This window comes from Streptomyces sp. NPDC048419, from assembly GCF_043200415.1.
Classification (GTDB): Bacteria; Actinomycetota; Actinomycetes; order Streptomycetales; family Streptomycetaceae; genus Streptomyces.
Genome location: NZ_JBICXT010000022.1, coordinates 22,404 through 49,250, shown reverse-complemented (window position 1 = coordinate 49,250; position 26,847 = coordinate 22,404). Strand labels below are relative to the sequence as shown.

Below are 26,847 nucleotides of genomic sequence, written 5' to 3'. Positions count from 1 at the left end.
TCCCGCGGGGGTTTTTTCACCCGTCCTTTGTGGGGGTGGGGGGGGGGGGGGGGGGGGGGGGGGGGGGGGGCGCCCCCCCCCCCCCCCCCCCCCCACCAGGCCGGCCCGGCCCGGGCGGGTTGGCCCGTCAGCGCCGAGGCAGCCCGATCCAGTCACGGAGAGCTCACCATGTCCCGTCGTCGTGTCGCCCTGTCCGTCGCCGCCGGTGTCGTCGTCCTCGGCGGTGCCGGTGCCTTCGCCATCGCCCAGGCCGGTGAGCAGCCCCCGGGCCTCGTGCACAGCAAGGCGTACTACAGCGCGCCGGCCGGCGAGCGCGGCGGCTCGTTCATCTTCACCACCGGCGTCACGGCGTCCTCGGGCGTCAAGAGCCTGAAGGTCCTGGCCTGGCCGGCCGACTCCCAGCTCGGCAAGAAGGAGCCGACCGCCAAGGAGATGGCCCAGGTGGACTCCGCCACCTGCAGGCCCGCGGCCGACGGCACCGAGCGCTGCACCTACGCCACCCCGGTCACCCGCGCCGACGCAGCCACGTTCCCGCACGGCACTTGGCACATCGCGATCCTCGCCACCGCGAAGAACGGAACGACGACCCTGGACACCAAGGCGGCGGACTTCAAGGTCGGCTAGGCAGTTTCGCTTCTCCGGCGGACGCCTCATTGCGCCGGGCCGACGACTCGCCGTAGAACACCGGCCATGAAGAGACGGATAGTCATGTCCATGCTCGTCGGAGCGACCCTCCTGGCGAGCACGCTCCTCGGGGCGGTTCCGGCTCAATCCGCCGAGCGATCCGCTCAACGTGCCGACGTCCCGGCCGAGTTCGGCACCGACTGGCACGACCCGATGACCGCGACCCCGCCCATCCAGAAACCGCACGGCAAGTTTTGCCAAGTCACCCTCGCTGAGGCCCAGTTACGCGACTTCACGCCGTACAAGGGCACCTACACCCCGCCGCGCGGCTGCGGTGACCGTTGGAGCAAGGTGGTGCTGCGGCTCGAAGGCAAGGTCAAGGGGCGGCAGTTCGACCGGCTCGGCTATCTGCACGTCGGCGGGGTCGAGATCCTGCGTACATCCACGCCCGAGCCCTCGCCCGACGGCATCGAATGGAACGTCGAGAAGGACGTCACGCGCTACAGCGACACCTTCCGCCGCGGCCAGGACGTCGAGATGCTGATCGGGAACGTCGTCGACGACACCTACACCGGCGTCATCGACGTCAAGGCCACCCTCACCTTCTCCGCCGGAAAGCCCACCGCGGCCGCCGCCCCCGACAAGGTCCTGACCCTCGGCGACGGCAACGCCCTCACCACCCCGCGCAACAGCGAGCGCATCCTCGCCGAGGTCTACGCCACCGGGTCGGGCGGCGGCTGCGAGGAGTTCTGGTATCTGGCGGTGCCCGGCAAGGCCCCGTACTCCTGCCAGGCCGACGACGGCCCCTACCGCGAGGTGCAGATCAAGGTCGACGGCCAACTGGCCGGAGTCGCCGCGCCGTTCCCGCACGTGTGGACCGGCGGATGGTCCAACCCCTTCCTCTGGTACGTGATTCCGGGCCCGCGTGCCTTCGACGTCAAGCCCGTCACGTACGACCTCACGCCCTTCGCCGGCCTGCTCGACGACGGCCGCCCGCACCGCGTCGAGGTCTCCGTCGTCGGCGTGCCCGAGGGGCAGAGCGGCTGGAGCGCGCCGGTCAACGTCCTCGTGTGGCAGGACGCCGGGCGCGCGCAGGTGACCGGCAAGCTCACCGTGCACAAGGAGGGTGAGCTGACCAACTCCTCGACATACACGGCCGGTTCGCCCGAGCGGGTGGACACCGACGCCGCGCACCGGCTGACCGTCGCCGGATACGTCGACACCTCGCACGGCCGCGTGACGACCACCGTCAGCCGCTCGCTCACCGACACCTCCGTGCACCGCTGGACCGACGGCGAGAACGTCGACGGGCTCGACGCCACCTGGAGCGACGATGAGGCCGTCACCATCGAGCGGCGCGGTGGACCCGCCCGTACGACGCGCACCCACCGCACGTACACGATGAACGGCAGCACCACGATCGGCGACGACGCCCGTCTGCGCACCGTGCTGACCCTGGGCGACCGCGCCGCCGTCGTCGAGACGCGCGGCGGCCGGCGGACCGGCTGGTCACGCCTCGACGACACGGTCACCGGCGACGCCACGTACACGACGGGCGTCCCGCGAGAGCAGCGGCACGCGGTCGGTACGACCAGCGAGCGCCACCGGCTGTACGGCTCGACCGGCTGCTACGACCGGACCCTCACCACCGTGCAGGGCGTGCTCACACAGGACCGCAGTCGTTGCTGAGCTGCTGGTGCTCGCTCAGCAGCGGTGGCCGGGAACCGGCACGCCCCCGTCCACCAGCGTGTCCAGCAGTCCGCCGAGGACCTCGCGCTGCTCGTCCGTGAGCGGTGCGAGGACCTCCGCGGCGGCCGAGCGGCGTGCCTCGCGCAGCGCGCGCAGCGCCGTGCGGCCGTCCTCGGTGAGCTCGATCCGGATCACCCGGCGGTTGGTCGGGTCGGGCACGCGGCGCACCTTGCCGCTCGCCTCCAGTCCGTCCACCAGCGTGGTCACGGCGCGGGGGACCACCTCCAGACGCTCGGCGAGATCCGCCATGCGCGGCGGCTCGTCGTAGTGCGCCAGCGTGCGCAGCAGCCGGGACTGCGCCGGGGTGACACCCAGACCCGCCAGTTCGATGTGGTGCTTCTGGATGCGGTGCATGCGGCGCGTGAACCGCAGCAGTTGCTCGGCGAGCAGGCTGTCGGTGTCCGGGGTGGTCATGCGGGAACAATATCAGGACCTATTTCATTGTGAGCATAGGTAACAATGAGCTAAGGTCCGTCAGTCGGCGCCAGACCAGCGCCGACCATCCCTTCTCCGATCCCGAACCCGTAGGAGCCCATGCACCCCGACCGTGAAACCCGCTGGACACCGCCGGCCGACTCCAAGGAGCAGCCCCGGCAGGTGCGCCGCATCCTGCGACTCTTCCGCCCGTACCGCGGGCGCCTCGCCGTCGTCGGCCTGCTGGTCGGCGCCGCGTCGCTGGTGTCCGTCGCCACGCCCTTCATGCTGCGGGCGGTCCTCGACGTCGCGATACCCCAGGGCCGCACCGGCCTGCTCAGCCTGCTCGCGCTGGGCATGATCCTCAGCGCCGTCCTGACCAGTGTCTTCGGCGTCCTGCAGACCCTGATCTCGACCACCGTCGGCCAGCGCGTCATGCACGACCTGCGCACCGCCGTCTACGGCCGGCTCCAGCGCATGTCACTCGCGTTCTTCACGCGCACGCGCACCGGCGAGGTCCAGTCCCGCATAGCCAACGACATCGGCGGCATGCAGGCCACCGTCACCTCCACCGCCACCTCCCTGGTCTCCAACGTGACCAGTGTGGTCGCCACGATCGTGGCGATGATCGCGCTCGACTGGCGCCTGACCGTCGTCTCGCTGCTGCTGCTGCCGATCTTCGTGTGGGTCAGCCGCCGCGTCGGCAACGAACGCAAGAAGATCACCACCCAGCGGCAGAAGCAGATGGCCGCGATGGCCGCGACCGTCACCGAGTCGCTCTCCGTCAGCGGCATCCTGCTCGGCCGCACCATGGGCCGCTCCGACTCGCTCACCCGGTCCTTCTCCGAGGAGTCCGAGGGCCTGGTCGACCTCGAGGTGCGCTCGAACATGGCCGGCCGCTGGCGCATGGCCGTCATCACGATCGTCATGGCCGCCATGCCGGCCGTCATCTACTGGACCGCGGGCATCGCCCTCCAGATGGGCGGCCCGCACGTCTCCATCGGCACGATCGTCGCCTTCGTCTCGCTCCAGCAGGGCCTGTTCCGCCCGGCCGTCAGCCTGCTGTCGACCGGCGTGCAGATCCAGACCTCGCTCGCCCTGTTCCAGCGCATCTTCGAGTACCTCGACCTGCCGATCGACATCACCGAGCGGGACAACCCCGTCCACCTGGACCAGATCAAGGGCGAAGTCCGCTTCGAGGACGTCGAGTTCCGATACGACAGCAACGACGACAAGAGGGGCCCGATCCTCGACGGCATCGACGTCACCGTCCCGGCGGGCAGCAGCCTCGCCGTCGTGGGCCCGACCGGCGCCGGCAAGTCCACGCTCGGCTACCTCGTCCCGCGGCTCTACGACGTCAGCGGCGGCCGCGTCACCCTCGACGGCATCGACGTGCGCGACCTGGACTTCGACACCCTCGCCCGCGCGGTCGGCGTCGTCTCCCAGGAGACGTACCTCTTCCACGCCTCGGTCGCCGAGAACCTGCGCTTCGCCAAGCCGGACGCCACCGACGACGAGCTGCGCACGGCCGCGAAGGCGGCCCAGATCCACGACCACATCGCGTCCCTGCCGGACGGCTACGACACCGTCGTAGGCGAGCGCGGCCACCGCTTCTCCGGCGGCGAGAAGCAGCGTCTGGCCATCGCCCGCACCATCCTGCGCGACCCACCGGTGCTGATCCTGGACGAGGCGACCAGCGCCCTGGACAACCGCACCGAGGCCGCCGTGCAGGCCGCGATCGACGCGCTGTCGGCCGACCGCACCACGCTCACCATCGCCCACCGGCTGTCGACCATCCGCAGTTCCGACCAGATCGTGGTCCTCGACTCCGGCAGCGTCGCCGAACGGGGTACGCACGAGGAACTGCTGGAAGCGGACGGGCGCTACGCGGCCCTCGTACGCCGGGATGCCCAACTGGAACCGACGAGCTGAACATATGCCGGGATTGTGCCGTTATGCGGGTTAACGTGCCCGCATGCAGAAGAACACTCCGCCACCGAGCACGATTCGACTGACGCGGCGGGGCAAGCTCGTCCTCGTCATGACCGGGGCCGTCGTGGCCGGCACCGCCGTGGCGGTGCCGCTGTGGATGATCCGCAGCGGCGAGATCGCCCGGCCCGCGTCCCTCGTGATCCCCGAGGGCTGGCGCGCGAGTCAGATCTACGCCGCCGTCGACAAGACCCTCACCCTGCCCGCCGGCAGCACCAAGAAGTCACTGGCGAGGGCCCACCTGAAGCTGCCGAAGGACGCCGAGGGCAACCCCGAGGGCTACCTCTTCCCGGCGACCTACCAGGTCCCCGAGAAGGCGACGCCCGAGTCCCTGCTGACGGTCATGGCGCAGACCGCCGACAAGAAGTTCAACGGCGCCCCGACAGCCGCCGGCGCCCAGCGCAACGCCATGAACGTCTACCAGGCGGTCACCGTCGCGAGCATCGTGCAGGCCGAGGCCGCCTCCAAGGACGACATGGGCAAGGTGGCGCGGGTCGTCTTCAACCGGCTCGAACGCGGTATGCCGCTGCAGATGGACTCCACCATCAACTACGCCCTGAACCGCGCCACCCTGAAGACCAGTTCCAACGACACGAAGCTGAACAGCCCGTACAACTCCTATCAGCGCATGGGCCTGCCCCCGACGCCGATCGACAACCCGGGCGAGGACGCGATGCGCGCCGCGATCAGCCCCACCCCGGGCGACTGGCTGTACTTCGTCACGGTCAAGCCGGGCGACACCCGCTTCACCGCCGACTACGCCGAACACCAGCGGAACGTGGCCGAGTTCAACGCCGGGCAGAAGAAGGCGTCTCCGTCCAAGTGATGTCGACGGGACGTCACGCGACGGCAGGCTCTTCGCGCTGCTCCGTCTCCTGGGTCTTCTCGGCGAGGAGCCGCCGAATGTCCCGTACGGCAGCCCGGCCCGCGCGGTTCGCGCCGATGGTGCTGGCCGACGGGCCGTAGCCGACCAGATGGACCCGCGGGTCGGCGACGGCCCGGGTGCCCTCGACGCGGATGCCACCGCCCGGCTCGCGCAGCCGCAACGGCGCCAGGTGGTCGATCGCGGCGCGGAAGCCGGTCGCCCACAGGATGACGTCGGCGTCGACGTGCCGCCCGTCCGCCCACTCCACGCCGTCCGGCGTGATCCGCTCGAACATCGGCTGCCGGTCCAGTACACCGTCCGCGATGCCCTGCCGGATCGCATCGTTGAGTGGCAGCCCGGTCACCGACACGACGCTCTTGGGCGGCAGGCCCTGCCGCACCCGCTCCTCCACCAGCGCGACCGCGGCCCGACCGTACTCCTCGGTGAACGGGCCCTCGCGAAAGACGGGTGGACGCCGGGTCACCCAGGTGGTGGCGGCCGCGTACTCGGCGATCTCCAGCAGATGCTGCGTACCGGAGGCACCCCCGCCCACCACGACCACCCGCTGCCCGGCGAACGCCTCGGGCCCCGGATACTGCGCGGTGTGCAACTGCCGCCCCCGGAAGGTCTCTTGACCGGGATAACGCGGCCAGAACGGCCGATCCCACGTCCCGGTCGCATTGATCAACGCCCGCGTGGACCAGTCACCGTCCGAGGTCTCGACGACCAGCCGCCGACCGGAGCCCTCGCGGACGGCCCGCACCTCGACGGGCCGCCGCACCCGCAGATCAAAGGTGCGCTCGTACGAGGCGAAGTACGCGGCGATGACCTCCGAGGACGGACGCGCCGGATCGGCGTCCGTCAGCTCCATGCCGGGCAGGGAGTGCATCCCGTGGACCCTGCCGTACGTCAGCGACGGCCACCGGAACTGCCAGGCGCCACCCGGCCCGGGGGAGTGGTCGAGCACCACGAAGTCGCGCTCCGGCTCGAAACCGGTGCGCCGCAGGTGATAGGCGGCGGACAGGCCCGCCTGACCGGCGCCTATGACGACTACCTCGACCTCGCGGCCTTCGCGTGCGTTGTTCACGCTTCTACTAACTCGGACGAGGTCGTGGATCTTCCCGTGACGAGTCGTCGCACGCGTGTGGAACGGCCCGCATGGGTCACGATGGAGGCATGTCAGATGCCTTCACCACCCGAGTCCTGACCGTCTCCACCGGCTCCACGGAGAGGGTCGCCGATCTGACCCACGACTGCGAGTCCTTCCTGCGGGAGGTGGCCGGCGGCCGTGACGGTCTGCTCAACATCTTCGTCCCGCACGCCACGGCCGGCATCGCCATCCTCGAGACGGGCGCCGGCAGCGACGACGACCTCCTCGCCACCCTGCACACCCTCCTCCCCGCCGACGACCGCTGGCAGCACCGCCACGGCAGCCCCGGCCACGGCCGCGACCACGTCCTCCCGGCGATCGTCCCGCCCCACGCCACCCTGCCGGTGGTCGACGGACGGCTGGAGCTGGGCACCTGGCAGTCGGTCTGCCTGGTGGACACGAACAAGGACAACCCGGACCGCAAGGTACGGCTGTCGTTCCTGGCGGGGTCCTGAACCGCATGGCTCGGTTACGGGAGCCGGCCATGGAGCGCATGTGCACGATCTGACACCCGAGGCGCACTTACAGCCCCAACTGCCAAAAGCGCAGGTCTTGATGCGCTTCCTCACCGCGGACCCGGCCGAGTGGTCCCGTCTCGCTCCACGCGTGGTGGAGGCGGTCGGCGCGGACACCCTGGAGCGCATCGTCCACGCCACCAGCGCCCGCATCGGCGAACTCGCCACCGTGACGGACAGCCCCGACGGGCTGATCGTGTCCGGCAGCGAGGGCCAGGTACGAGCCTGGGCACAGGCCGGGCCGGACGGCGAACTCACGGCCTTGCGCATCGAGGGCAGCCGCTACACACCACCACGGCGCCGTCGACGCCTGCCCGCGCTCCTGACCTGGACCGCGTGCCTCGTCCTGGTCGTCCTCTGGAACGTCCTCACCGTCTGGACAGCTGCCGACCGCACCGCCTGGTTCGCCGACATGGCCGCCCTCGCCGCCTTCTACGTGGTCGTCGAGGGATGTGGTGCACCGGCGCAGCAGCCCCGGCTACTGCGCCGCACCGTCGACGCCGGTGCCATCGCAGCCCTCGTCTCCGTCTGGCGACTGCCCAACCTGCCGTCAGGGCACGGCATCCTGCGCCTCGCCGGCGGCGTCGTACTGCTCGCCGGAGCCGCGTGGCTGATCGCGGCGGGACGCCTGCACCGGTGGAAAGCGTCGCTGTCCCAACCGCTGCTGTTCCCGCTGGAGGGCACGTGGTACGTCGTGCAGGGCGGAGGTCGGCTACTGAACCATCATGCGCGGGTACCTGAGCAGCGCGGGGCCATCGACGTCGTCGCGCTCGGCCGGTACGGCACCCGCAGCCGGCCCGGCCGCGAGTTGACCGCCTATGCCGCCTACGGCCGTCCCGTCCGCTCACCCTGCGACGGTCGGGTGATCTCCGCCGCCGACACGATCCAGGACCAGAATCCCGGCGAGATCCGCTACCAACCGCCCTACGGCAACCACGTGTTCCTCGACACGGGCCGGGAGGTCGTCAAACTGGCCCACCTGCGGCCGGGCTCGGTGACGGTGAAGAAGGGGGATGCCGTGCGCCGGGGCCAGAGCCTCGGTGAGGTCGGCAACTCCGGAAACACCACTGAGCCGCACCTGCACATCCACGCCGAACGCGACGGCGTCGGCCTGGACCTGCAGTTCACTGGATCGACCGGACGCCTGTTCCGCGGGCGAAAGATACGCACCTGACGCGACAGCACAGCGCTCAACCCCGTGATCCGGCCTACTGCGCTCCGCTCGACAGATGGGTGGTGGCACTCCCACGAGCCAGGACGGCGAGACCACCCGCGGGATCGAGGCGCCCAAGTGGAACTGGGTGGACCCGATCGCGCGGGTGTCGCGCGGCGACAGCCTCAGCGGCCGGCCAACGTGGTCTGGCGTGCGGCCGAGGACGTCTCGTGGCGGCCGTCGGCGCTGAGTGCCTGCAGGATGGCGTCGACGCTCTGCTTGGCGTCGCCGAAGAGCATGCTGCTGTTCTCGCGGAAGAACAGCGGGTTCTGTACGCCCGCGTACCCGGAGGCCATCGAGCGCTTGAAGACGATGACTTGCTCGGACTCCCAGACCCGCAGGACCGGCATGCCGGCGATCGGGCTGCTCGGGTCGTCCGTGGCGGCGGGATTGACGGTGTCGTTCGCGCCGATGACCAGCACGACTGAGGTGTCGGCGAAGTCGTCGTTGATCTCGTCCATCTCCAGGACGATGTCGTAGGGCACCTTCGCCTCGGCCAGGAGCACGTTCATGTGGCCGGGAAGGCGGCCGGCGACGGGGTGGACGCCGAAGCGGACCTCGACGCCCCGCTCGCGCAACTGCCGCGTGAGCTCCGCGACCGGGTGCTGGGCCTGAGCGACAGCCATGCCGTAGCCGGGCGTGATGATCACCGAGCGGGCGTGGGCGAGCATCTCGGCCGCCTCCGCGGCGCGCACCTCGCGGTGCTCGCCTTCCTCCTCCCGGTCACCGGACGGCGCCTCGATGCCGAAGCCGCCCGCGATGACGGAGAGGAAGGAGCGGTTCATCGCCTTGCACATGATGTAGGAGAGGTACGCGCCGGAGGAGCCGACCAGTGCGCCCGTGACGATGAGCAGGTTGTTGTTGAGCAGGAAGCCGGCCGCGGCGGCCGCCCAGCCCGAGTAGCTGTTCAGCATGGAGACGACCACGGGCATGTCGCCGCCGCCGATCGAGGCGACCAGGTGCCAGCCCAGCGCCAGCGCCAGCACGGTCACCGCGATCATCAGCGGCAGGTTCGGACTGATCGTGAACCAGACGGTCAGCGCGACGAACGCGGCGAGCGCACCGACGTTGAGCAGGTTCTTGCCGGGCAGCGTCAGCGGACGGGACTTGATCCGGGCCGAGAGCTTCAGGAACGCGACGATCGAGCCGGTGAAGGTGACCGCGCCGATGAAGATGCCGATGAACACCTCGGCATGGTGGATGCCGAGCAGGTCGGCGCCGATCCGGGTCTGCGCGTCGCCGTGCGACTCCACCTCGAGGTAGCTGTTCCAGCCCACCAGTACGGCGGCGAGGCCGACGAAACTGTGCAGCACTGCGATCAGTTCGGGCATCTGCGTCATCTCGACCTTGCGGGCGCGCTGAATACCGACCGCCGCGCCGAGGGCGGTGGCGAGCAGGATCAGCGCCACGGCACCGCCGCTGATGCTCTGCGCCGCCACCACGATGGTGGCGACCAGCGCGAGGGCCATGCCGGCGATGCCGTAGGCGACGCCGGCGCGGGAGGTGCGGTGCTGGGACAGGCCCGCCAGGCTGAGGATGAACAGCAGGGCGGCGACCAGATCGGCGGCATGGGAGGCCGTCATGGAGGTCATCTCGGCTCAGCCTTTCGAGAACATGGACAGCATGCGGCGGGTGACGGCGAAACCTCCGAAGATGTTGACGCTCGTCAGCAGGATCGCCACGCAGGACAGTGCGGTGACGAGGTTGTTCTCGTGCCCGATCTGCAGCAGGGCACCGATCACGACGATTCCGGAGATCGCGTTGGTCACCGACATCAGCGGCGTGTGCAGCGCGTGGTGCACCTTGCCGATGACGTAGTAGCCGATCACCACAGCCAGGGCGAACACCGTGAAGTTCTCGGCGAGTTGGGCCGGAGCGAACGCGACCAGCAGGAACATCGCGAGCATGCCGAGCCCGATCAGGCCGAAGCGGCGCGCGGGCGTGAGTTTCGGCTTCTCGGGTTCGGTGGTGACGGGTGCGGTCGCCGCCTGTGCGGCGGGTGCGGCCGAGACCGAGACGGGCGGCGGCGGCCAGGTGACCTCGCCGGCTCGCACCACGGTCACGGCCCGCTGCACGACGTCGTCGAAGTCGACCGTCAGGCGGCCGTCCTTTCCGGGCGTGAGCAGCTTGATCAGGTTCACCAGGTTGGTGCCGAACAGCTGCGAGGCCTGTGCGGGCAGCCGGGAGGCGAGGTCGGTGTAGCCGATGATGGTCACGCCGTTGTCGGTCACCACCGTGCGGCCCGCCACGGTGCCCTCGACATTGCCGCCCATCGCGGCGGCCATGTCGACGATGACGCTGCCCGGTTTCATCGCCGCCACGTCGGCCGCCGTCAGCAGGCGCGGCGCCGGCCGGCCCGGGATCAGGGCGGTGGTGATGACGATGTCCACGTCCTGGGCCTGCTCGTGGTAGAGCTCGGCGGCGGCGCGGTCGTAGTCGGCGGAGGTCGCCTTGGCGTAGCCGTCGGTGCTCGCCTCCTGGACCACGTTCACCGGCAGGTACTCGCCGCCCAGCGACTTCACCTGGTCCGCGACCTCGGGCCGCGGATCCGTGGCCCGTACGATCGCGCCGAGGCTGGACGCGGCGCCGATCGCCGCCAGACCGGCCACGCCCGCGCCCGCCACGAGCACCTTCGCCGGGGGGACCTTGCCCGCCGCGGTGACCTGGCCGGTGAAGAACCTGCCGAAGACGTGCGCGGCCTCGATGACCGCCCGGTACCCGGCGATGTTCGCCATCGAGGACAGCACGTCCATCGACTGGGCCCGTGAGATGCGCGGTACCGCGTCGAGCGCCAGAGCGGTCACCCCGGCACGGGACAGCGTCTCGAGCAGTTCGGGATTCTGCGCGGGCGCGAGGAGGCCGGCGATGGTCGCGCCCTCTCGCAGCCGGGTGATTTCCGAGGTGGAGGGGGCGTTCACCTTCAGAACGACATCCGCGTTCCAGGCGTCGCCGATCTCCGCGCCGGCCTCGGCGTATGCCTGGTCGTCGAAGCCGGAGGCCTCACCGGCGCCGGGCTCTACGACGGCTTCGTAGCCGAGCTTCAGCAGCAGGCGCACCGTCGCTGGGGTCGCCGCGACGCGGGTCTCCCCGGAGGCGGACTCGGCGACCACGCCGATGAGCTGCGGAGGGTGGTGCGAGGGTGCTTCAGGCGACATGTCCTGTATCTCTCGTCAGAGGAAGGTCCTAGGGAGGACTCGCGCTCGCGAAAGTGATACGACGTCCTTCTCCCTTGATCGCTGGAACCTACCCGCGAGGAGGGGGTGGGCCAACGTGATGTGCTTCACCTTGCGCAACCGGACGACAGTGCTCCGCGGTGCGGTGCTCCGAGGCGCGGTGCGACTCGTGCGACGTCCGTGCCCGGCGTGACGGAAGGTCCCGCCGGATGGCCTCCGCGATCGACTCACCGATCAGAGCCGGGCCAGGGAAGGGGTGGTCGGCGGGCCGTAGGTGCCGATTCAGGCCGACCTCGGCGCGGCACCCGTGGACGCATCTACCTGGAGGGTGGCGACGACTGTCCTCCGCGGGCGAGCCTGTGGCGTAGTGGGTCGTAGACCACGTGCTGCACGGGCCGCCATTGCCGGTTCCGTCGTACGGGCAGTTCGTACGGCGTACGTGTTGCCATGGGCGGCCGTCGTTCGGGGAGCGGCCGTTCGCTGGTGAGCATCTCGCCGATCATGGATGGGGACCGTTTTCGGCCCCTCAGGATGGCCTTCACTGCAGCCATCCGCGCCCACCTCAAGCAGTCTTGTTCCCTGTGGCTTTGAGGAGCCGGCCTCGGCAGTCTGCTGTCCGCCGGACCTTGACGCAGGTCAGGGCAACCAGGGACAAACTCGCCATGCGGACGTGGCTGCGGGACCAGGCCTTCTCCGCCGTGCCCTGCGCCGTCGTGCGGGACGCCGTCGACATCCGCGAATTCGCGGCCGCACGGATATCCGGTGGTGGTGAAGCCACGCCACGGCAAGGGCAGCGAGCACGTCGCCTGCTTCCACCGGGTGGACGACGTGGTCATGCCGCCGGCGATCGGTGACGACTACATCGCGGAGACCTTCCTGCCCGGTCCGGAAGTGTCCATCGAGGCGTTCAGCCGCGCCGGTGAACACCACGTGATCGCGATCACCGGTAAGTACACCCAGGACGACGCCCCGGAAAATCCCTTCGTGGATATCGGGCACGTGGTCCCCGCACCGCTCGAACCCGACACTGCGGCCGAGGTCACCAAGTACGTTTGCGCATTCCTCGATGCCATGGAAATCACCGACGGCTGCACGCACACGGAATTGCGCCTGTCGCCGGAGGGACCCCAAGTCATCGAGACCCACACCCGAGTGGGCGGGGACTCGATTCCGACCCTCGTTCGGCAGGCCACCGGACACGACCTGCTCGATCTTCTCGCCCACTGGACACTCGCACGCGTCACGCCCGCAACGCCGGAGCCCTCGAGCCCCGGTGCCGCTGCAATCCGCTATTTCACGCCGCCACCGGGACGAGTCCTCGGCATCAGCGGGGTGCATCGGTTGCAAGGACTGCCCGGAGTCCTGAAGCTGCATCTCCCCCTGAAGACAGGGGACATGATTCCCCGGATCCAGGACTCCCGCACTCGAGTCGGCTACGTACTGACCACGGTATCGACCGCCGCACAGGCGATCGACCTGTGCCGGCAGGTGGTTTCGGGGGTTCGCATCGATGTCGGTTAGAGTGCCGCGAATTGTCATTGACCTTGGCTTTTTCTCTCCATCTCGGAAAGGCGGCACAGCGCGTGCACGGCGAGGCGGGTAACAACGGCGGGTTGATTCGGGGTCGTTTCGGCGAGGGTATGGCCGAAGTGATGGAACAGATCAACGCTTCCATCGGATTCGATCGGCGCATGGCCATGCAGGACATCGACGGATCGATCGCCCATGTCACGATGCTCTGCGAGCAGGACATCGTCTCCACCACGGATGCCGAGGCCATCAAGGAGGGCCTGGAGACGATCCGCGGCGAGATCAGCGCGGGTGAGTTCACGTACTCGGTGGCGCTCGAAGACATCCACATGAACATCGAGTCCCGGCTCGGCGAGCTCATCGGCGCCGCGTCCGGACGACTGCACACCGCCCGCAGCCGCAACGACCAGGTCGCCACCAGCTTCCGGCTCTGGGTGCGGGACGCGCACGACCGCGCGCTGCAACTGGTGGAGCAGCTCATCCTGGTCCTGGTCGAGCAGGCCGAGCAGAACACGGCGACCTTCATGCCCGGCTACACCCACCTGCAGAGCGCGCAGCCCGTGTCGTTCGGCCACCACCTGATGGCGTACGTCGAGATGTTCGGCCGCGACCACGGCCGGCTGCGTGACTCGCGCCTGCGCCTGAACGAGTCCCCGCTCGGGGCGGCCGCGCTGGCCGGCACCTCGTTCCCGATCGACCGCGAACGCACCGCGCAGCTCCTCGGCTTCAGCGGGCCGATGCACAACTCGCTGGACGCGGTGTCGGACCGGGACTTCGCCGTCGAATACCTGTCGGCGGCCTCCCTGTGCATGACCCATCTGTCCCGGCTCGCCGAGGAGATCGTGCTGTGGATGTCGCCGCAGTACAACTTCATCGAGCTGTCGGACGCCTGGACGACCGGTTCGTCCATCATGCCGCAGAAACGCAACCCGGACGCGGCCGAGCTGGTCCGGGGCAAGACGGGCCGGGTGCACGGGTCGCTGTTCGGCCTGCTCACCGTGATGAAGGCGCTGCCGCTGACGTTCTCCAAGGACATGCAGGAGGACAAGGAGCGCACATTCGACGGTGCCGACACCTTCGAGCTGTGTCTCAAGGCCATGATCGGCATGATCGGCGACATGAAGCCGCGCGCCGCCGAGATGGGCGCGGCGGCCGGTGCCGCCCACGCGACGGCTACCGATCTCGCCGACTGGCTGACGCGTGAACTGGACATGCCGTTCCGGGAGGCGCACCACATCACCGGGCGCCTCGTGCGTCTGGCCGACGAACATGCCTGCACACTGGCCGAGTTGTCGCTCGTCGACATGCGAGAGGTCGACGCCCGCATCAATGAGGGAGTGTTCTCCGTGCTCGGTGTGGAGGAGTCCGTGACCTCGAGGCGCAGTCTCGGCGGAACCTCACCGGAGTGCGTGGCACGCGAGGTCGAGGCGTGGCGGTCGCGCGTCAGGGCGGCGTCCAGCCAGTGACGACCTACCGCGCAGTCTTCGCGATACGTGAGTTCCGGGTGCTGTTCGTGGCCCGTCTGTTCACGATGACCGCTGTCGTGCTTTCCAGCCTCGCGCTCGGCACGGTGATGTTCCACGAGACGGGGTCGCCGTTCCTCACCGCGGTCTCCCTCTTCGGGGCCCCCTCGTCCAACTCGTCACTGCGCGGTACCTGTTGGCATCCTCGGACCTGCTGCGGCCCCGCACCGCGATGGTCTTCATGGCGGTCGTCTCGACGACGACCGCCGCGCTGCAAATGCTTCCCGGCCTGAACTGGTGGCTGCGGTTCGTGATCCTGGCGGGCGGCTACGTCGCGATGGCCGCCACGTCGGGCACCGTGCTGGCGCTGCTGTCGGACATCGTGCCCAGGGACACCTTCGTGCTGGCCCGCGCCACCATGAACATCACCGTCGGTGGAATGCAGGTCATCGGCAACGGTCTGGGCGCGGTGCTCCTCGCCGTGCTGTCGCCGACCTGGCTGTTCGGGACCGCCGCGATGGTCAGCATCATCGCGGGGGTCACCGTGCGGACCGGGCTGGGGGACCGGCCCGCACGCGCCGGCGGCAAAGTCGTCGAGCGCAGTCGCCGCGTCAATCGCGAACTACTCACATCACCGGTCCTGCGGCCGCTCTACCTCATGATGTGGGTGCCCAACGGGCTGGTCGTCGGCTGTGAGGCGCTGTTCATCCCGTTCTCCAAGGCCCACGCCGGATACCTGCTCGCGGCCGGAGCGGCCGGCATGCTGGCCGGTGACATCGCGGTCGGGAGATTCGTGCCCGAGGCACGGCGCGACCGCCTGATCATGCCCTTGCGGGCACTGCTCGCGGTGCCGTTCCTGGTGTTCCCGTTGGCGCCACCGATGCCGGTAGCTGCCGTCCTGGTCGGTATCTCGGCCTTCGGCTACGCGGCCTCACTGCCCCTGCAAGAGAGGCTGGTGCGGCACACCCGCGACGAAGTGCGCGGACAGGTGTTCGGTCTGTCCAGCACGGGCCTGATGACCGGTCAGGCGCTGGGCGCGGTGCTGGCCGGCGCCTTGGCCCAACTGCTGGGCCCCACACACACGGTGGGCTGGGTGATGGCCACGATGGCCCTGCTGTCGCTGCTGGTCACCACCGCTCTGCGTACGGGACTGCAGCGTTCGGGCCAAACAGAGATCCACATCCCGTAAGTCACACGTCCATCTACGACCGGATCACGTCCGGAATTTCGGCATGCCTGAAAACAGGGGGGATTCACTCCGATGAGCCAGACCGAGACGATAGCGCCGCAACTCCTCTTCCAACGGGCAACCGTCCGCACCAGGGACCAGGCCGTCTTCATCGGGAAGCTGGGCGTGCTCGGCCTGTTACTCGCGGCAGGAGTGACACTTGCCGTCCAGGACTCGTACCTGATCGTCGCGTGCGGCGTGCTGATCCTGGGAGCCGCGTACACCCATGCGGTGGAACTGCAGCACCAGTGCCTGCACCACTCGGCGTTCCGCAACGCACGATGGCATCGGATCGTCGGTGTCCCGCTGGGTACACCGATGTTCGTGTCGTACAGCCACTACCGCGTGCGGCATCTGCAACACCATCGCTACCTGGGCACGCCGCAGGACACGGCGTTCTTCGGCTTCGACACCCGCCGGCCACTGTCCCTCGGCGCTTTGGCAAAGGGACTGTTCGACGTGACACGTCTGGTCGCCGTGGTACGGGACGCCGTCGCGTGCACGACCGGTCGCTGGCAGTACGACATGGGACAGATCTCACCCAAGAGCCGCAAGGCGATCGTCAGCGAGTACCGCTGGTTCGCGATCTTCGCGGTGCTGATGGCGGCCGTCTCCGCAGCGGGTGGGCGGGTCGTTCGTGCTACGGCTGTGGCTGCTCCGGTTCCTCGCCGCGATGCCACTGCACTTCCTGGTGGAGCTGCCGGAGCGCGATGAACGTCCCGATCAACCGGCTCCGCGAACGGCATGCCGACACGCAGGAATTCGGGCCGCATGGGCAGCGGACCTACGTCGAGTTCTTCACCATCGTGGTGCGAGAAGTATGGAAGAACCGGAAGAGCGCCAACGGTTAGCGATCGTGGCCCCCACCGGCAGGGAAAAGGTTCACCCATCCTTGCCGGTGGCCGATCCCGGCACGGGGCGTCCAGTCCGGCGCCGAGGCGGACAGCGTCATCAGCGAAGCGCAAGCCGGCCGAGGAAGTGCTCCGGCACCGGCGCGAACCGCAGCGCCATCGTGATCTCGTCCGTGCTGTCCACTCTCAACCGGTACCGCGTGCACAACAGATGGCACAGCGCCATCAGTTGGAACGTGCCGAGGTTCGCGCCGATGCACTTCTTCGGGGCCCAGCCGAAGGGCACGTAGCAGGTGCGGTCTTTGGGGCCGTGCGCGGCGCCGGCGAGGAAGCGGTCCGGGTCGAAGACGTCGGGTTGCTTCCAGACGCGTTCGTCCCGGTGGATCAGGTGGGGCTAAGGAGGTACCACTGGCCTGGGTCCAGACGGGTCGACCCCAGGTCGAAGCCGAATTTCGAGCGCCGTACCAGCAGCAGCGGCGGGCTCCACATACGCAGTACCTCCTTGACGAAGCGGTGCGTCGCCGGGGCCGCGGTGGTGGGGGTGGTGCGGAACTCGACCGGGTCCACGGCGCGTAGTTCGTCGCTCAGCCGCCGTTGCCAGTCGGGGTTGCGGACGAACTCGTAGAGCAGGCTCGCCGCGGCGGTGCCGGGTGGTCCTCCGATGGCGGTCAGGACCGCGGTCACCACGTCCAGGGCGCGGTCCATGCCGAGTTCCGGGAGCATGTCCACGAACGGGTCGGCCAGGTCCGCCTCGCGCCTGCGGCGGCCGCTGGCGCGCTGTCGCAGCACCCGGCGCACCACGAGGCCCGAACGCATCTGCACGGAGATGAACTTCAGGTGGTGCCACGTGCTGCCCGGTTCGGGGGAGACGAGGCGCAGCAGCTTCATCTCCAGGTCCCGGCGCACCAGTTCGGCCTCGGCGGAGGTAAGGCCGGTCAGCGCGACGGGCAACAGGGACCGTAGCGTCACATCCTGCATGAGCATCGTCAGATCGGCGTCCTCCCCGACCCGCGCGTCCATGATCCGCTCCATGCGGTCGGCCAGCGCGCCGTGGTGTTCCGGTGTCGCGAGGGCGTGCATCTGGGTCATCCAGGCCGAACGGATCCTGCTCCACCGCATCTCGGGGCTGCGCCGCCGGAGCACCATGTCGATAAGGCGGTCGTGCATGACGAACCGCTGCCAGTTGGTGGCGCTGACCCGGCGCGCGGCCTCCGGCTCGAAGACGCCGAGCCGCTGGTCGTCGACCCAGAAGATCCCGTCCTCCCGGGCGCTGCGCATCCGCATGAACCGCAGGAAGTCCTCGGGGTGTTGCGGGGTGGTCATCGTTCGCGTTCCCCTCATGGGGCGCGGGGAGCCGACCGTGCGGCGCCTCCCCGCGCAGGGCCGGTCAGATGTGGTGGTACAGGTACCAGAAGTACTCGTACTGGCCTCGGATGTTGAGGACCGACTTCGCCTTGAGATACAGCGCGCGCATGCGGGTTCACCTCCTTCCGGGACAGCCGTCGTTCGGGCTCAGCGCCGCGGTGAAACGCGGCGGAGCCAGCGCCGGACCCACCTGGGGCCCGCCGCCGTCTTGAGTGACCGACACACGCCAGTGACGGGTCAGGAGTGCTACGAGGTCTTCCAGCAGCCGCACGGTGATGGTCGCGCCGGCGCAGGTGTGCGGCCCGAGTCCGAACGGCAGGTAGGCCCCGTCGGGCACGCCCGCCGCCCAGCGCTGCGGCACGAACTCGTCAGGCCGCTCCCAGTAGTCGGGGTGCCGGTGCACGAGATAGCTGCACACCATCAGCCGGTCCCGCGGCGTCACCCGTGTCCCGCCCAGCGCCTGCTCCCGGTTCGGCGTGCGGGCGAACAGCCACGCCACCGGCCACAGCCGCAGGGCCTCGCGAACCGTCCAACTCGGTTCCTTCACCTGGGAGTTCGGGTGCGTGCCCAGCAGGTACACCGACCAGCCCAGCGCGAAGCCGATCGAGCCGACCGTGGCGAACAGGAAGGACAGGTAGACCTCGACGAGATCCTCCGGGTCGGCCCTGGGGTCACTTTCGTCGACGACGACGTCGACGAGGTCGCGCGGTTTGGAGGGGCCACCGCGCGACCTCTGCTCCTCCCGCCGGGCGCTCATCTCCGTGCGCAGGGCCAGCAGCGCGCGACGGCGGAAGAGCAGCCGGGACGGGAGCGAGTGGCGCCGTCGCGCACCTGCCAGTACCGCGCGGGCGACGATCGCCTCGACGGTCCGGTGCAGGTGGGCGGGCGCGTCCGGGTGCAGCAGCACGTCGTGCAGGTGCCGCAGGACGAGCAGGTTGCCGGCGTCCGGCCATTCGCTGTGCGGTGCGAGCCGCTCGGCCACCAGCCGGGGCAAGTCCCCACGCCGCGCGTCGAGATGGCGCCGTATGAGCTCGCGGGCCGCGCGCCCGATGGCGACCTGTGCGGATCGCGGCCCGAAGACGCCGTGCCGGTTCTGGTAGAAGTCGGAGGTCTCCGCGACGGCCGCTTGCCGGTTGCCCATCACCGCCCGGGCTGCCTCGGGATTGGCCACGCACACCCCGCCCATGGCCGAGCGCCACACGTCGTGGGTGCCGTCGAACTCGGCCTGGAGCAGGGCCAACGGGCCGTTCACAGCGTGTACCCGCGACGACTCCATGAGGCCCTCCGGTGGTGGATGTACAGCGCGCGGTCCTTGTCCGGATCGCGGGGCGTCGGCTCCGTGCGGTGCGCGTGGCGCTTCGGCCTACGGACTCAGCCTGCTGAGCGGCCGTGGCCTTGTCGCGTGCTGTGCCGCTGAGCGGAACGGCGAACCGCCGCCGTCGACCGCGGTGGCGGACCGGTTCGGGTGGCGTCACCGTCGGCGCCCGAGCCCCGCAGTGATGGCGGATGCCGCGCGCCGTGCCGTCTCGGCGAGGCGCTCCAGGTGGTGGTCGGGGTCGGTGAGAATGCTCAGGGCCGCGACCGGTGTGCCGTCGGCCGCGTGGACGGGTACGGCGGCGCAGCACACCCCTTCCAGGACCTCCTCCCGGTCGTAGGCGGTCCCGCGCTCCCGGATGCGTAGGGCCTCGTCCGGCCAGGTCCGCGGCAGTGGGCCCAGTGGCAGACGTGGGTCGGCCCAGGCCGCCAGGAGTTTGCCGGAGGCCGTGTGCCAGGGCCAGATCTGCCGGCCGTCGGGCAGCGGGAAGGGCTGGTCGGCCGGGGTCGTCCAGTCGATGATCAGCGTCTGGCCCTGGTGGAGTACGGACAGGGCGACCGTCGTGCCGGTGGCGGCCGCCAGCCGCCGCATCGGCCGCTGCACGGCCGCGCGCAGGCCCGGGTGCGGCTGCCAGCCGTGGCCCAGGCGGAACATGCCCCCTCCGATGCGGTAGTGGCCCGCACTGCGTTCGACGGCCCCCAGTTCCACGAGTTGGTCGAGGAGGCGGTACGCGGTCGTCTTGGGCAGACCGCACGCCGAGGCCAGCGAGGTGACGCCCGCGTGTCCCTCCTGATGCAGGGCGTTCAGCAGGGCGAAGGCGCCTTCCAGGACGCCGCGTCCGGCCGTCGCGGACAGTGCCGCGTCCCGGTCGGTCGACGCCGCCGAACTCAGTGGTCCCCTCTCGGCAGGTGCCGAGGCGGTCGCAGTCGCCATGTTGGTTCGATGCACGTGTCAACCCCCGTGTTCACGTGTGAGCCGCGTGTGGTCAGGTCCGCGGGTCGCGGGCGCCGCGTCGTGAGGACGGCGCATGCGCTGCTCGCCTCAGAGTGGAGGCCGGGGTTGGGCCGAGATTTTGCCGAAAGCTTGTCGCCCTGCTCGCGCATATGCGACGACTGTGGAGGAGATGTGAACGGGGGATGGGTGCGATGCTACGGCTGTGTCTGTCGGGACCTGTGGAAGTCCTGGTACGGGAAGCACCGATCGATCTGGGTCCGCCCCAACGCAGAGCCGTGCTGGCCGCGTTGGCCGTGGACACCGGTCGGCCCGTACCGGTCGAGGTGCTCATCGACCGGATCTGGGGCACGGATCCGCCGGAGGGCGCGCGCCGCGCCCTGTACGCGCACATCGCGCGCATCCGGCGCCTCGCGGAACGCCTGGACGACGGCGGTGACGGGCGATTACCCGTGCTGCGCCGCTCCGGCGGCTACCAGCTCGACCTCGACCCCGACCAGGTCGACCTGCACCGCTTCCAGCGCCTGGCCGCGCAGGCCCGCGACAGCGCACGGCCCGACCGCACACGCGTCGCGCTGCTGCGCGAAGCGCTCGGCCTGTGGCGCGGCGAGCCCTTCGCCGGCCTGACCGGGACCTGGCCCGCCCGGATGCGCGAGACCTGGCGCCGCCAGCGCGTCGACGCCGTCCTGCGCCTGGCGGACATGGAGATCAACGGCGGTGATCCGGCCGCCGTGGTGGGCGAGTTGACCGACCTGCTGGGGGAGTACCCGCTCACCGAGCCCCTGGCGGAAGCCCTCATGCGGGCCCTGCACGCCACCGGTGACAGCGGCGAGGCACTGCGCTGCTACGCCCAGACCAGGCGACGCCTGGTGGAGGAGCTCGGCACGGAACCCGGGCGCCGGCTGTGGGAGTTGCACCAGGAGATCCTGCGCGAGCGCCCCGCGCAACACGGCCGTGCACCCGACCACGAGGCGGCCCCCGCACCTGCGACCGCTTCACCCGCCCTTCCACCACCCCTGTCCGCGGCTCCCCTCACGGACCCACCGGCATCACAGGCCCCCATGACATCCGCAGCCGCACACACCATTCCCGCCCAACTCCCGGCTGGCACAAAGGGCTTCACCGGCCGCATCGACGAACTCGGTCGCTTGGACACCGTGCTGACCGACCTCGCGCAGCGCCCCGCCGCCGTCGTCGTGTCGGCCCTGTCGGGCATGGGCGGCGTGGGCAAGTCCGCACTCGCGGTGCACTGGGCGCGGCACCGGCGCTCGGCCTTCCCCGACGGACAGCTGTATCTGAACCTGCGCGGCTTCGACCCGAGCGGCGCGCCCCTGCCTCCGGACCGCGCCGTGCGCGGCCTGCTCGACGCCCTGGGGGTGCCCGCCACCCGCGTACCGGAGTCACTCGACGCCCAAGTGGGCCTGTATCGCAGCCTGTTGAGCGGCCGCCGGGTCCTGGTCGTGCTCGACAACGCCCGAGACGCCGATCAGGTACGGCCGCTGCTGCCCGCGGCGGCCGGCTGCCTGGCGCTGGTCACCAGCCGCAGCCCCCTGACCGGACTCGCCGTCGCGGAGGGGGCGCAGCTGCTCGCCCTGGACCTGCTCAGCGCCGAGGAGTGCCGAGATCTGCTCGCCGCCCGCCTGGGCGCCGCACGGGTGGCAGCCGAGGCCGCCGCGGTCGACGAGATCGTCGTGCGCTGCGCCGGGCTGCCGCTCGCGCTCGGGGTCGTCGCCGCCCGCGCCGCCGCCCGACCCGCCGAACCACTGGCCGTCTTCGCCGACGAACTGCGCACCGCCGAACGCATCTTGGACCCGCTGGACACCGGCGACCCGGCCACGGCCGTCCGCACGGTCTTCCACTGGTCGTACCAGACCCTCAGCCAGGAGGCGGCACGGCTGTTCCGGTTCCTGGGCCTGCATCCCGGCCCGGACGCCGACCTGGCGTCCCTGGCCGCACTCGCCGGCGTGTGCGTCACGCAAGTTCCGGAGTCCGTACGGGAATTGACCACCGCCTGCCTGCTGATCGAGCACGTTCCCGGCCGCTACACCTGCCACGACCTGCTGCGCGCCTACGCCGTCGAACTGGCCGCCGAGCACGACACCACTGCCGCGGTGCGGGCCGCGACCCGTCGCGTCCTGGACCACTACCTGCACACGACGTACGCGGCCGACTCCCTGCTGACCCGCCGCCGCCACCCGATGCAGCTGCAGCCGGCGGAGCCCGGCTCCCTGCCCCGCCAACTCGCCGACCACGACGAAGCGTGGGCATGGCTGATCACCGAACAGCCGGTCCTGCTCTCCGCCGTGGAGCGCCCGCCCGCCGGATTCGAGTCCTACACCTGGCAGTTCGCCGCGACCCTGACCACCTTCCTGGAACGCCAGGGCAACTGGCAGGCCCTCACCGACGTCCACGCCGCCGCCCTGCGCACGGCCACGCATCAGGAAGACCTGGCCGGACAGGCGGCCGGCCACCGTGGCCTGGGACTCGCCCGCTTCCAACTGCGCGACCCGCAAGGAGCCCGCCATCACTTCACCCGCGCCCTGGACCTGTTCCGGCAGCTGGACAACCACGCCGGTCAGGCCCGCACCTGCCAGAACCTGGCCAAGATGGCCTGGGCGCACGGAGCGACCCGCGAGGCACTGCACCACTCGCGGCGCGCTTTGGAGCACTTCCTGCTCGCCCACGACCGCGGCGGCCAGGCGGTCGCCCTCAACGACCTCGGCTGGTACCTCGCCGAACTCGGCGAACTGCGCCAGGCACTCGACTACTGCCAACGGGCCCTGCCGCTGGTCCAGGCGACCGGCGACCTCAGCGGCCAGGCCCACACCTGGGACAGCCTCGGCTACATCCACCGCCACCTGGGCCGCCACGCCACCGCCGTCGACTGCTACGACCGGGCCCTGGCCCTGTTCCGCAAGACGGGTGACCGCCGCAGCGAGGCCATAGGCCTGAGCTACCTCGGCGACACCTACGCGGAAGCGGGCGAGTCCGCCTCCGCGCTCGACTCCTGGAAGCAGGCCCTGGACCTCTTCGACGAACTCGGCCTCCCCGAGGCCGACATGCTGCGAAACAAGCTCACAACACACGCAAACTGAGTGATGGTTTTAGTGAATTGTGGTGTGCACTTTGCCGGTCTTTGCATTGTCGGCCGCACCGCCCGCGCCTAGCGTGATCTTCGAACCGCGGGAGGACGTGCATGCTGAAGACCGTCCGGGAACAGGCAACAGGACTCACCAAGGATCAGCGCAACGCCTTCGTCGCCGCCTATCTGGGCTGGGCGATGGACGCTTTCGACTACTTCCTCGTGGTCCTCGTCTACAGCGAGATCGCCGACGACTTCGACGTCTCCCTGACCGACATGGCCTTCCTGACCACCGCGACGCTCATGATGCGCCCGGTCGGCGCTCTCATCTTCGGCATGTGGGCCGACCGCAAGGGCCGCCGCATCCCGCTCATGGTCGACGTGATGTTCTACTCGATCGTCGGCTTCGCCTGCGCCTTCGCCCCCAACTACGCCGTCCTGCTGGTCCTGCGCCTGCTCTACGGCATCGGCATGGGCGGCGAGTGGGGCCTGGGCGCGGCGCTGGCCATGGAGAAGATCCCCGCCGAGCGGCGCGGCTTCTGGTCCGGCCTGCTGCAGAGCGGCTACTCGCTGGGCTACCTGCTCGCCGCCGTGGCGTTCTTCGGCATCGAGCCCACCTTCGGCTGGCGCGGCCTGTTCGCCTTCAGCCTGATCCCCGCCCTCGTCGCCCTGTGGGTGCGCAGCCGGGTCGAGGAGAGCGAGGTGTGGGAGAAGAGCGTCAAGGCCAACCGCACCCCCGCCTACCAGGTCTTCAAGAACCCCGCGGTGCTCAAGCGCTTCGTCTATCTCGTGGCGCTGATGACAGCCTTCAACTGGATGTCCCACGGCACTCAGGACGTCTACCCGACCTTCGTCAAGAAGGGCCTGGGCCTGTCCCCGGACACCTCCATCGCCATCGCGATCGTCTACAACATCGGCGCCATGATCGGCGGCGCCATGCTCGGCGCCGCCTCGGAGAAACTCGGCCGCCGCCGCACGATCATGATCGCCGCGGCCGGCGGACTCGTGATCGTGCCCTTCTTCGTGCTGTCCACGACCGTGGGCTGGCTCATGCTGTCCTCCTTCCTGATGCAGGTGTGCGTCCAGGGAGCCTGGGGCGTGATCCCCGCGCACCTGACGGAGATGAGCCCCGACGCCATCCGCGGCTTCTACCCCGGCGTCACCTACCAACTCGGGAACCTCATCGCCGCCCTGAACCTGCCCGTCCAGGAAGCAATCGCCGACCACCACGGCTATCCGGCGGCGATGACCTGGACCGTGGTGCCCGCCCTCGTCGCGGTCATCGTCCTGAGCGCCGTCGGCAAGGAGGCCAAGGGCATCCGCTTCGGCACCGCGGGCACCCAGGCCCCCAGCCAGGCAGCCGCGGACACCGCCTAGCGCCCAGCGCAGCGGCACAGCATCACGGCAGCACGCCATGACGGCAGCCCCGTAGAAACGGATCCGGCCCAACGGGCCGTCAGGCCGGAGTGTCGCTGCTTGCCTTGCCGCCCTCCGTCGTACTCACACGCCGTCAGCTACGCACTTTGCGCCGCCCACCGGGTGCCAGCCGGGTGAAGACTGAGGCGCCGTCAGTTTTGTGGGGCATGCATGAGGACCCCGGCCCGCGCCGGGCGGCTGCCATGACGACGTGCTGGAGGCGGAGAGTGATGAACGAACGAGCCGATCAGGCCGACCACGACACCCTCAGGGTCCCGGTGATCGTCGTCGGAGGTTCCCTGGTCGGCCTGTCGACCTCGCTGTTCCTGGGCCGGCTCGGCGTGCGCCACCTGCTGGTGGAGCGGCACTCCGGCACCTCCATCCACCCGCGCGGCCGCGGCAACAACGTCCGCACGATGGAAGTGTTCCGCGTGGCCGGTGTCGAGGCGGGCATCCATGAAGCCGCCGCCACCCTCGCCGACAACCACGGCATCCTGCAGACGCCCACTCTGGTCGGCGACGCCGGCGAGTGGCTGTTCAAGGAGATCGACCCCGGCGGCGGGCTGGCCCGCTTCAGCCCCAGCGGCTGGTGCCTGTGCAGCCAGAACGACCTGGAGCCCGTCCTGCTGGAGCACGCCAAGAGGCTCTGCGGCGACCTGCGCTTCTCCACCGAGCTGATGTCCTTCGACGGCGACGCCACCGGTGTCACCGCCGTGGTCAAGAGCCGCGAGACCGGCGAGCACACCACCGTCCACGCGGACTACCTCGTCGCCGCCGACGGCCCCCGCAGCCCCGTCCGCGAACAGCTCGGCATCGGCCAGAGCGGGCCCGGCGACCTGTTCCACAACGTCAGCGTCACCTTCCGCTCCCGCGCGCTGGCCGACGTGGTGGGCGAGCGCCGCTTCATCGTCTGCTACCTCACCAGCCCGGACGCCGACGGCGCCCTGCTGCCCGTGGACAACCGCGAGAACTGGGTCTTCCACGCCCCCTGGCACCCCGAACTCGGCGAAACCCTCGAGGAGTTCACCGACGAGCGATGCACCGAGCACATCCGCCGCGCGGTCGGGGTGGCCGACCTCGACGTGGAGATCACCGGCCGGGCCCCCTGGCACGCCGCCCAACGCGTCGCCCGCAGCTACCGCGCCGGCCGCGTCTTCCTGGCCGGCGACTCCGCCCACGAGATGTCACCCACCGGCGCCTTCGGCTCCAACACCGGCATCCAGGACGCCCACAACCTCGCCTGGAAACTGGCCGCGGTCCTCGGCGGCTGGGCGGGGGAGGGGCTGCTGGATTCCTACGACGCCGAGCGCCGCCCGGTCGCGGAGGCGACCAGCGCCCGCGCCGCCCACCGTTCGGCCGAGCACAGCCACCCCGGATTCACCCCGCCGCCCGGCGCCGGCGGCGGCCGCCAGCGCGGCATCCTCAACGTGGCGCTCGGCTACCGCTATCCGCAGGGTGCGGTCGTCGGCGCCGACCTGACGGCGGCGGTCGTACCGGAAAATCTCGACCTGAGCGGCGAGCCCGGCAGCCGGGCGCCCCACTTGTGGGTGCGGCGCGGGGAGGAGAGGGTCTCCACCCTCGACCTGTACGAGCGCACCCCGGTGCTGCTCGGCGACGCCGGTGATCCGAGCGGCTGGCACCGCGCCGCCACCCGGCTGGCCCAGGACATCCCCATCCCGCTCACCTCCTACCGCGTGGGCACCGGAACCGGAGCAGACCTGGTCACCGACGGTGACGCGGACTGGGCCGAGGCCCACGGCATCACCCGCGGGGGTGCCGTCCTCGTTCGCCCGGACGGGTTCGTCGCCTGGCGCTCGGCCGGCCCCGTCGCGGACGCCGAATCCGTGCTGCGCGAGGTCCTCAAGGAGACCCTGGCACTGTCTTGATCACCCGATGAGCGGAGTCACGGGTGAAGCCTGGCCGCTTCACCCGCCTGATCGTCCCGACTGGTGGC

Annotated in this window: 22 protein-coding genes and 1 pseudogene; 15 read left to right on the top strand and 8 right to left on the bottom strand. The window is 70.1% G+C overall.

Annotation, left to right across the window (positions count from 1 at the left end; genetic code table 11):
• Positions 1-168 precede the first annotated feature (168 nt).
• Together ACGFYN_RS35285 and ACGFYN_RS35280 are read left to right on the top strand one after the other, a co-directional pair.
• Positions 169-624, top strand: coding sequence for a DUF5707 domain-containing protein (locus tag ACGFYN_RS35285; RefSeq protein WP_393870021.1), 456 nt, complete (start codon positions 169-171; stop codon positions 622-624).
• Between the two features lie 66 nt (positions 625-690).
• Positions 691-2,313 (top strand): peptide-N4-asparagine amidase, encoded by a 1,623-nt coding sequence (locus ACGFYN_RS35280; RefSeq protein ID WP_393870020.1) that lies wholly within the window; start codon positions 691-693, stop codon positions 2,311-2,313.
• A gap of 15 nt (positions 2,314-2,328) precedes the next feature.
• Here ACGFYN_RS35280 and ACGFYN_RS35275 read toward each other — a convergent pair whose 3' ends face one another.
• Positions 2,329-2,787 carry a MarR family winged helix-turn-helix transcriptional regulator gene (locus ACGFYN_RS35275; RefSeq protein ID WP_393870019.1) on the bottom strand — a complete coding sequence of 153 codons (459 nt, stop codon included), beginning with the start codon at positions 2,785-2,787 and terminating at the stop codon, positions 2,329-2,331.
• Positions 2,788-2,907: 120 nt separating this feature from the next.
• Between ACGFYN_RS35275 and ACGFYN_RS35270 the strand changes: the two genes are divergently transcribed.
• Positions 2,908-4,719 (top strand): ABC transporter ATP-binding protein, encoded by a 1,812-nt coding sequence (locus ACGFYN_RS35270; protein ID WP_393870018.1) that lies wholly within the window; start codon positions 2,908-2,910, stop codon positions 4,717-4,719.
• Positions 4,720-4,762: 43 nt separating this feature from the next.
• Positions 4,763-5,602, top strand: a complete 840-nt coding sequence (gene mltG, locus ACGFYN_RS35265) for an endolytic transglycosylase MltG (RefSeq protein WP_393870017.1) — start codon at positions 4,763-4,765, stop codon at positions 5,600-5,602.
• 13 nt (positions 5,603-5,615) lie between these two features.
• On the opposite strand, the gene ACGFYN_RS35260 is transcribed toward mltG, so the two are convergent.
• Positions 5,616-6,728, bottom strand: a complete 1,113-nt coding sequence (locus tag ACGFYN_RS35260; protein ID WP_393870016.1) for an NAD(P)-binding domain-containing protein — start codon at positions 6,726-6,728, stop codon at positions 5,616-5,618.
• Between the two features lie 89 nt (positions 6,729-6,817).
• On the opposite strand from ACGFYN_RS35260, the gene ACGFYN_RS35255 reads away from it, so the two are divergent.
• Both ACGFYN_RS35255 and ACGFYN_RS35250 read left to right on the top strand, forming a co-directional pair.
• Positions 6,818-7,246, top strand: coding sequence for a secondary thiamine-phosphate synthase enzyme YjbQ (locus tag ACGFYN_RS35255; protein WP_393870015.1), 429 nt, complete (start codon positions 6,818-6,820; stop codon positions 7,244-7,246).
• Positions 7,247-7,286: 40 nt separating this feature from the next.
• A complete protein-coding gene (locus ACGFYN_RS35250) occupies positions 7,287-8,480 on the top strand; it encodes a M23 family metallopeptidase (protein WP_393870014.1) in 1,194 nt (397 codons plus the stop codon).
• A 164-nt stretch (positions 8,481-8,644) separates the two neighbouring features.
• Here ACGFYN_RS35250 and pntB read toward each other — a convergent pair whose 3' ends face one another.
• A complete protein-coding gene (gene pntB, locus ACGFYN_RS35245) occupies positions 8,645-10,111 on the bottom strand; it encodes a Re/Si-specific NAD(P)(+) transhydrogenase subunit beta (RefSeq protein WP_393870013.1) in 1,467 nt (488 codons plus the stop codon).
• Positions 10,112-10,117: 6 nt separating this feature from the next.
• Entirely contained in the window at positions 10,118-11,674 is a 1,557-nt protein-coding gene (locus ACGFYN_RS35240) for a Re/Si-specific NAD(P)(+) transhydrogenase subunit alpha (protein WP_393870012.1), read from the bottom strand.
• Between the two features lie 738 nt (positions 11,675-12,412).
• Here ACGFYN_RS35240 and ACGFYN_RS35235 point away from each other — a divergent pair.
• The 6 genes and pseudogenes from ACGFYN_RS35235 to ACGFYN_RS35210 form a co-directional block, all read left to right on the top strand.
• Positions 12,413-12,844: pseudogene (locus ACGFYN_RS35235) on the top strand (acetyl-CoA carboxylase biotin carboxylase subunit family protein); the annotation flags it as partial.
• Positions 12,845-13,213 (top strand): hypothetical protein, encoded by a 369-nt coding sequence (locus ACGFYN_RS35230; protein WP_393870095.1) that lies wholly within the window; start codon positions 12,845-12,847, stop codon positions 13,211-13,213.
• A gap of 62 nt (positions 13,214-13,275) precedes the next feature.
• On the top strand, positions 13,276-14,688 hold the full coding sequence (argH, locus tag ACGFYN_RS35225) for an argininosuccinate lyase (RefSeq protein ID WP_393870094.1): 1,413 nt from the start codon (positions 13,276-13,278) through the stop codon (positions 14,686-14,688).
• A 193-nt stretch (positions 14,689-14,881) separates the two neighbouring features.
• The gene (locus ACGFYN_RS35220) at positions 14,882-15,874 is read left to right on the top strand and encodes an MFS transporter (protein ID WP_393870011.1); all 993 of its coding nucleotides are present in this window, start codon (positions 14,882-14,884) and stop codon (positions 15,872-15,874) included.
• A gap of 72 nt (positions 15,875-15,946) precedes the next feature.
• The gene (locus ACGFYN_RS35215) at positions 15,947-16,627 is read left to right on the top strand and encodes a fatty acid desaturase (RefSeq protein ID WP_393870010.1); all 681 of its coding nucleotides are present in this window, start codon (positions 15,947-15,949) and stop codon (positions 16,625-16,627) included.
• On the top strand, positions 16,624-16,764 hold the full coding sequence (locus tag ACGFYN_RS35210; protein WP_393870009.1) for a hypothetical protein: 141 nt from the start codon (positions 16,624-16,626) through the stop codon (positions 16,762-16,764). The genes ACGFYN_RS35215 and ACGFYN_RS35210 overlap by 4 nt, the downstream gene beginning before the upstream one ends.
• A gap of 100 nt (positions 16,765-16,864) precedes the next feature.
• On the opposite strand, the gene ACGFYN_RS35205 is transcribed toward ACGFYN_RS35210, so the two are convergent.
• The 4 genes from ACGFYN_RS35205 to ACGFYN_RS35190 all read right to left on the bottom strand — a co-directional run bounded on the left by ACGFYN_RS35205 (position 16,865) and on the right by ACGFYN_RS35190 (position 20,377).
• Positions 16,865-17,149 (bottom strand): cytochrome P450, encoded by a 285-nt coding sequence (locus ACGFYN_RS35205; protein ID WP_393870093.1) that lies wholly within the window; start codon positions 17,147-17,149, stop codon positions 16,865-16,867.
• Positions 17,149-18,087 carry a cytochrome gene (locus ACGFYN_RS35200; RefSeq protein WP_393870008.1) on the bottom strand — a complete coding sequence of 313 codons (939 nt, stop codon included), beginning with the start codon at positions 18,085-18,087 and terminating at the stop codon, positions 17,149-17,151. Before ACGFYN_RS35200 ends, ACGFYN_RS35205 begins: the two co-directional genes overlap by 1 nt.
• 157 nt (positions 18,088-18,244) lie before the next feature.
• Positions 18,245-19,381: a cytochrome P450 gene (locus tag ACGFYN_RS35195; protein ID WP_393870007.1), complete on the bottom strand. Its 1,137-nt coding sequence runs from the start codon at positions 19,379-19,381 to the stop codon at positions 18,245-18,247.
• Positions 19,382-19,600: 219 nt separating this feature from the next.
• Positions 19,601-20,377 (bottom strand): IclR family transcriptional regulator, encoded by a 777-nt coding sequence (locus ACGFYN_RS35190; RefSeq protein WP_393870006.1) that lies wholly within the window; start codon positions 20,375-20,377, stop codon positions 19,601-19,603.
• 203 nt (positions 20,378-20,580) lie between these two features.
• Between ACGFYN_RS35190 and ACGFYN_RS35185 the strand changes: the two genes are divergently transcribed.
• The 3 genes from ACGFYN_RS35185 to ACGFYN_RS35175 all read left to right on the top strand — a co-directional run bounded on the left by ACGFYN_RS35185 (position 20,581) and on the right by ACGFYN_RS35175 (position 26,779).
• The gene (locus tag ACGFYN_RS35185) at positions 20,581-23,490 is read left to right on the top strand and encodes a BTAD domain-containing putative transcriptional regulator (RefSeq protein ID WP_393870005.1); all 2,910 of its coding nucleotides are present in this window, start codon (positions 20,581-20,583) and stop codon (positions 23,488-23,490) included.
• Between the two features lie 101 nt (positions 23,491-23,591).
• Positions 23,592-24,854, top strand: a complete 1,263-nt coding sequence (locus ACGFYN_RS35180) for an MFS transporter (protein WP_393870004.1) — start codon at positions 23,592-23,594, stop codon at positions 24,852-24,854.
• 269 nt (positions 24,855-25,123) lie between these two features.
• On the top strand, positions 25,124-26,779 hold the full coding sequence (locus tag ACGFYN_RS35175) for an FAD-dependent oxidoreductase (protein ID WP_393870003.1): 1,656 nt from the start codon (positions 25,124-25,126) through the stop codon (positions 26,777-26,779).
• Positions 26,780-26,847 lie beyond the last annotated feature (68 nt).

What these genes read in the sequence shown, in the direction of transcription:
- ACGFYN_RS35255 (WP_393870015.1), top strand. Translation starts at nt 6,818, where the DNA reads ATGTCAGATGCCTTCACCACCCGAGTCCTGACCGTCTCCACCGGCTCC.
- ACGFYN_RS35200 (WP_393870008.1), bottom strand. Translation starts at nt 18,087, where the DNA reads ATGACCACCCCGCAACACCCCGAGGACTTCCTGCGGTTCATGCGGATG.
- ACGFYN_RS35285 (WP_393870021.1), top strand. Translation starts at nt 169, where the DNA reads ATGTCCCGTCGTCGTGTCGCCCTGTCCGTCGCCGCCGGTGTCGTCGTC.
- ACGFYN_RS35275 (WP_393870019.1), bottom strand. Translation starts at nt 2,787, where the DNA reads ATGACCACCCCGGACACCGACAGCCTGCTCGCCGAGCAACTGCTGCGG.
- ACGFYN_RS35180 (WP_393870004.1), top strand. Translation starts at nt 23,592, where the DNA reads ATGCTGAAGACCGTCCGGGAACAGGCAACAGGACTCACCAAGGATCAG.
- mltG (WP_393870017.1), top strand. Translation starts at nt 4,763, where the DNA reads ATGCAGAAGAACACTCCGCCACCGAGCACGATTCGACTGACGCGGCGG.
- ACGFYN_RS35210 (WP_393870009.1), top strand. Translation starts at nt 16,624, where the DNA reads ATGAACGTCCCGATCAACCGGCTCCGCGAACGGCATGCCGACACGCAG.
- ACGFYN_RS35185 (WP_393870005.1), top strand. Translation starts at nt 20,581, where the DNA reads ATGGGTGCGATGCTACGGCTGTGTCTGTCGGGACCTGTGGAAGTCCTG.
- pntB (WP_393870013.1), bottom strand. Translation starts at nt 10,111, where the DNA reads ATGACCTCCATGACGGCCTCCCATGCCGCCGATCTGGTCGCCGCCCTG.
- ACGFYN_RS35215 (WP_393870010.1), top strand. Translation starts at nt 15,947, where the DNA reads ATGAGCCAGACCGAGACGATAGCGCCGCAACTCCTCTTCCAACGGGCA.
- ACGFYN_RS35175 (WP_393870003.1), top strand. Translation starts at nt 25,124, where the DNA reads ATGAACGAACGAGCCGATCAGGCCGACCACGACACCCTCAGGGTCCCG.
- ACGFYN_RS35270 (WP_393870018.1), top strand. Translation starts at nt 2,908, where the DNA reads ATGCACCCCGACCGTGAAACCCGCTGGACACCGCCGGCCGACTCCAAG.
- ACGFYN_RS35190 (WP_393870006.1), bottom strand. Translation starts at nt 20,377, where the DNA reads ATGGCGACTGCGACCGCCTCGGCACCTGCCGAGAGGGGACCACTGAGT.
- ACGFYN_RS35280 (WP_393870020.1), top strand. Translation starts at nt 691, where the DNA reads ATGAAGAGACGGATAGTCATGTCCATGCTCGTCGGAGCGACCCTCCTG.
- ACGFYN_RS35240 (WP_393870012.1), bottom strand. Translation starts at nt 11,674, where the DNA reads ATGTCGCCTGAAGCACCCTCGCACCACCCTCCGCAGCTCATCGGCGTG.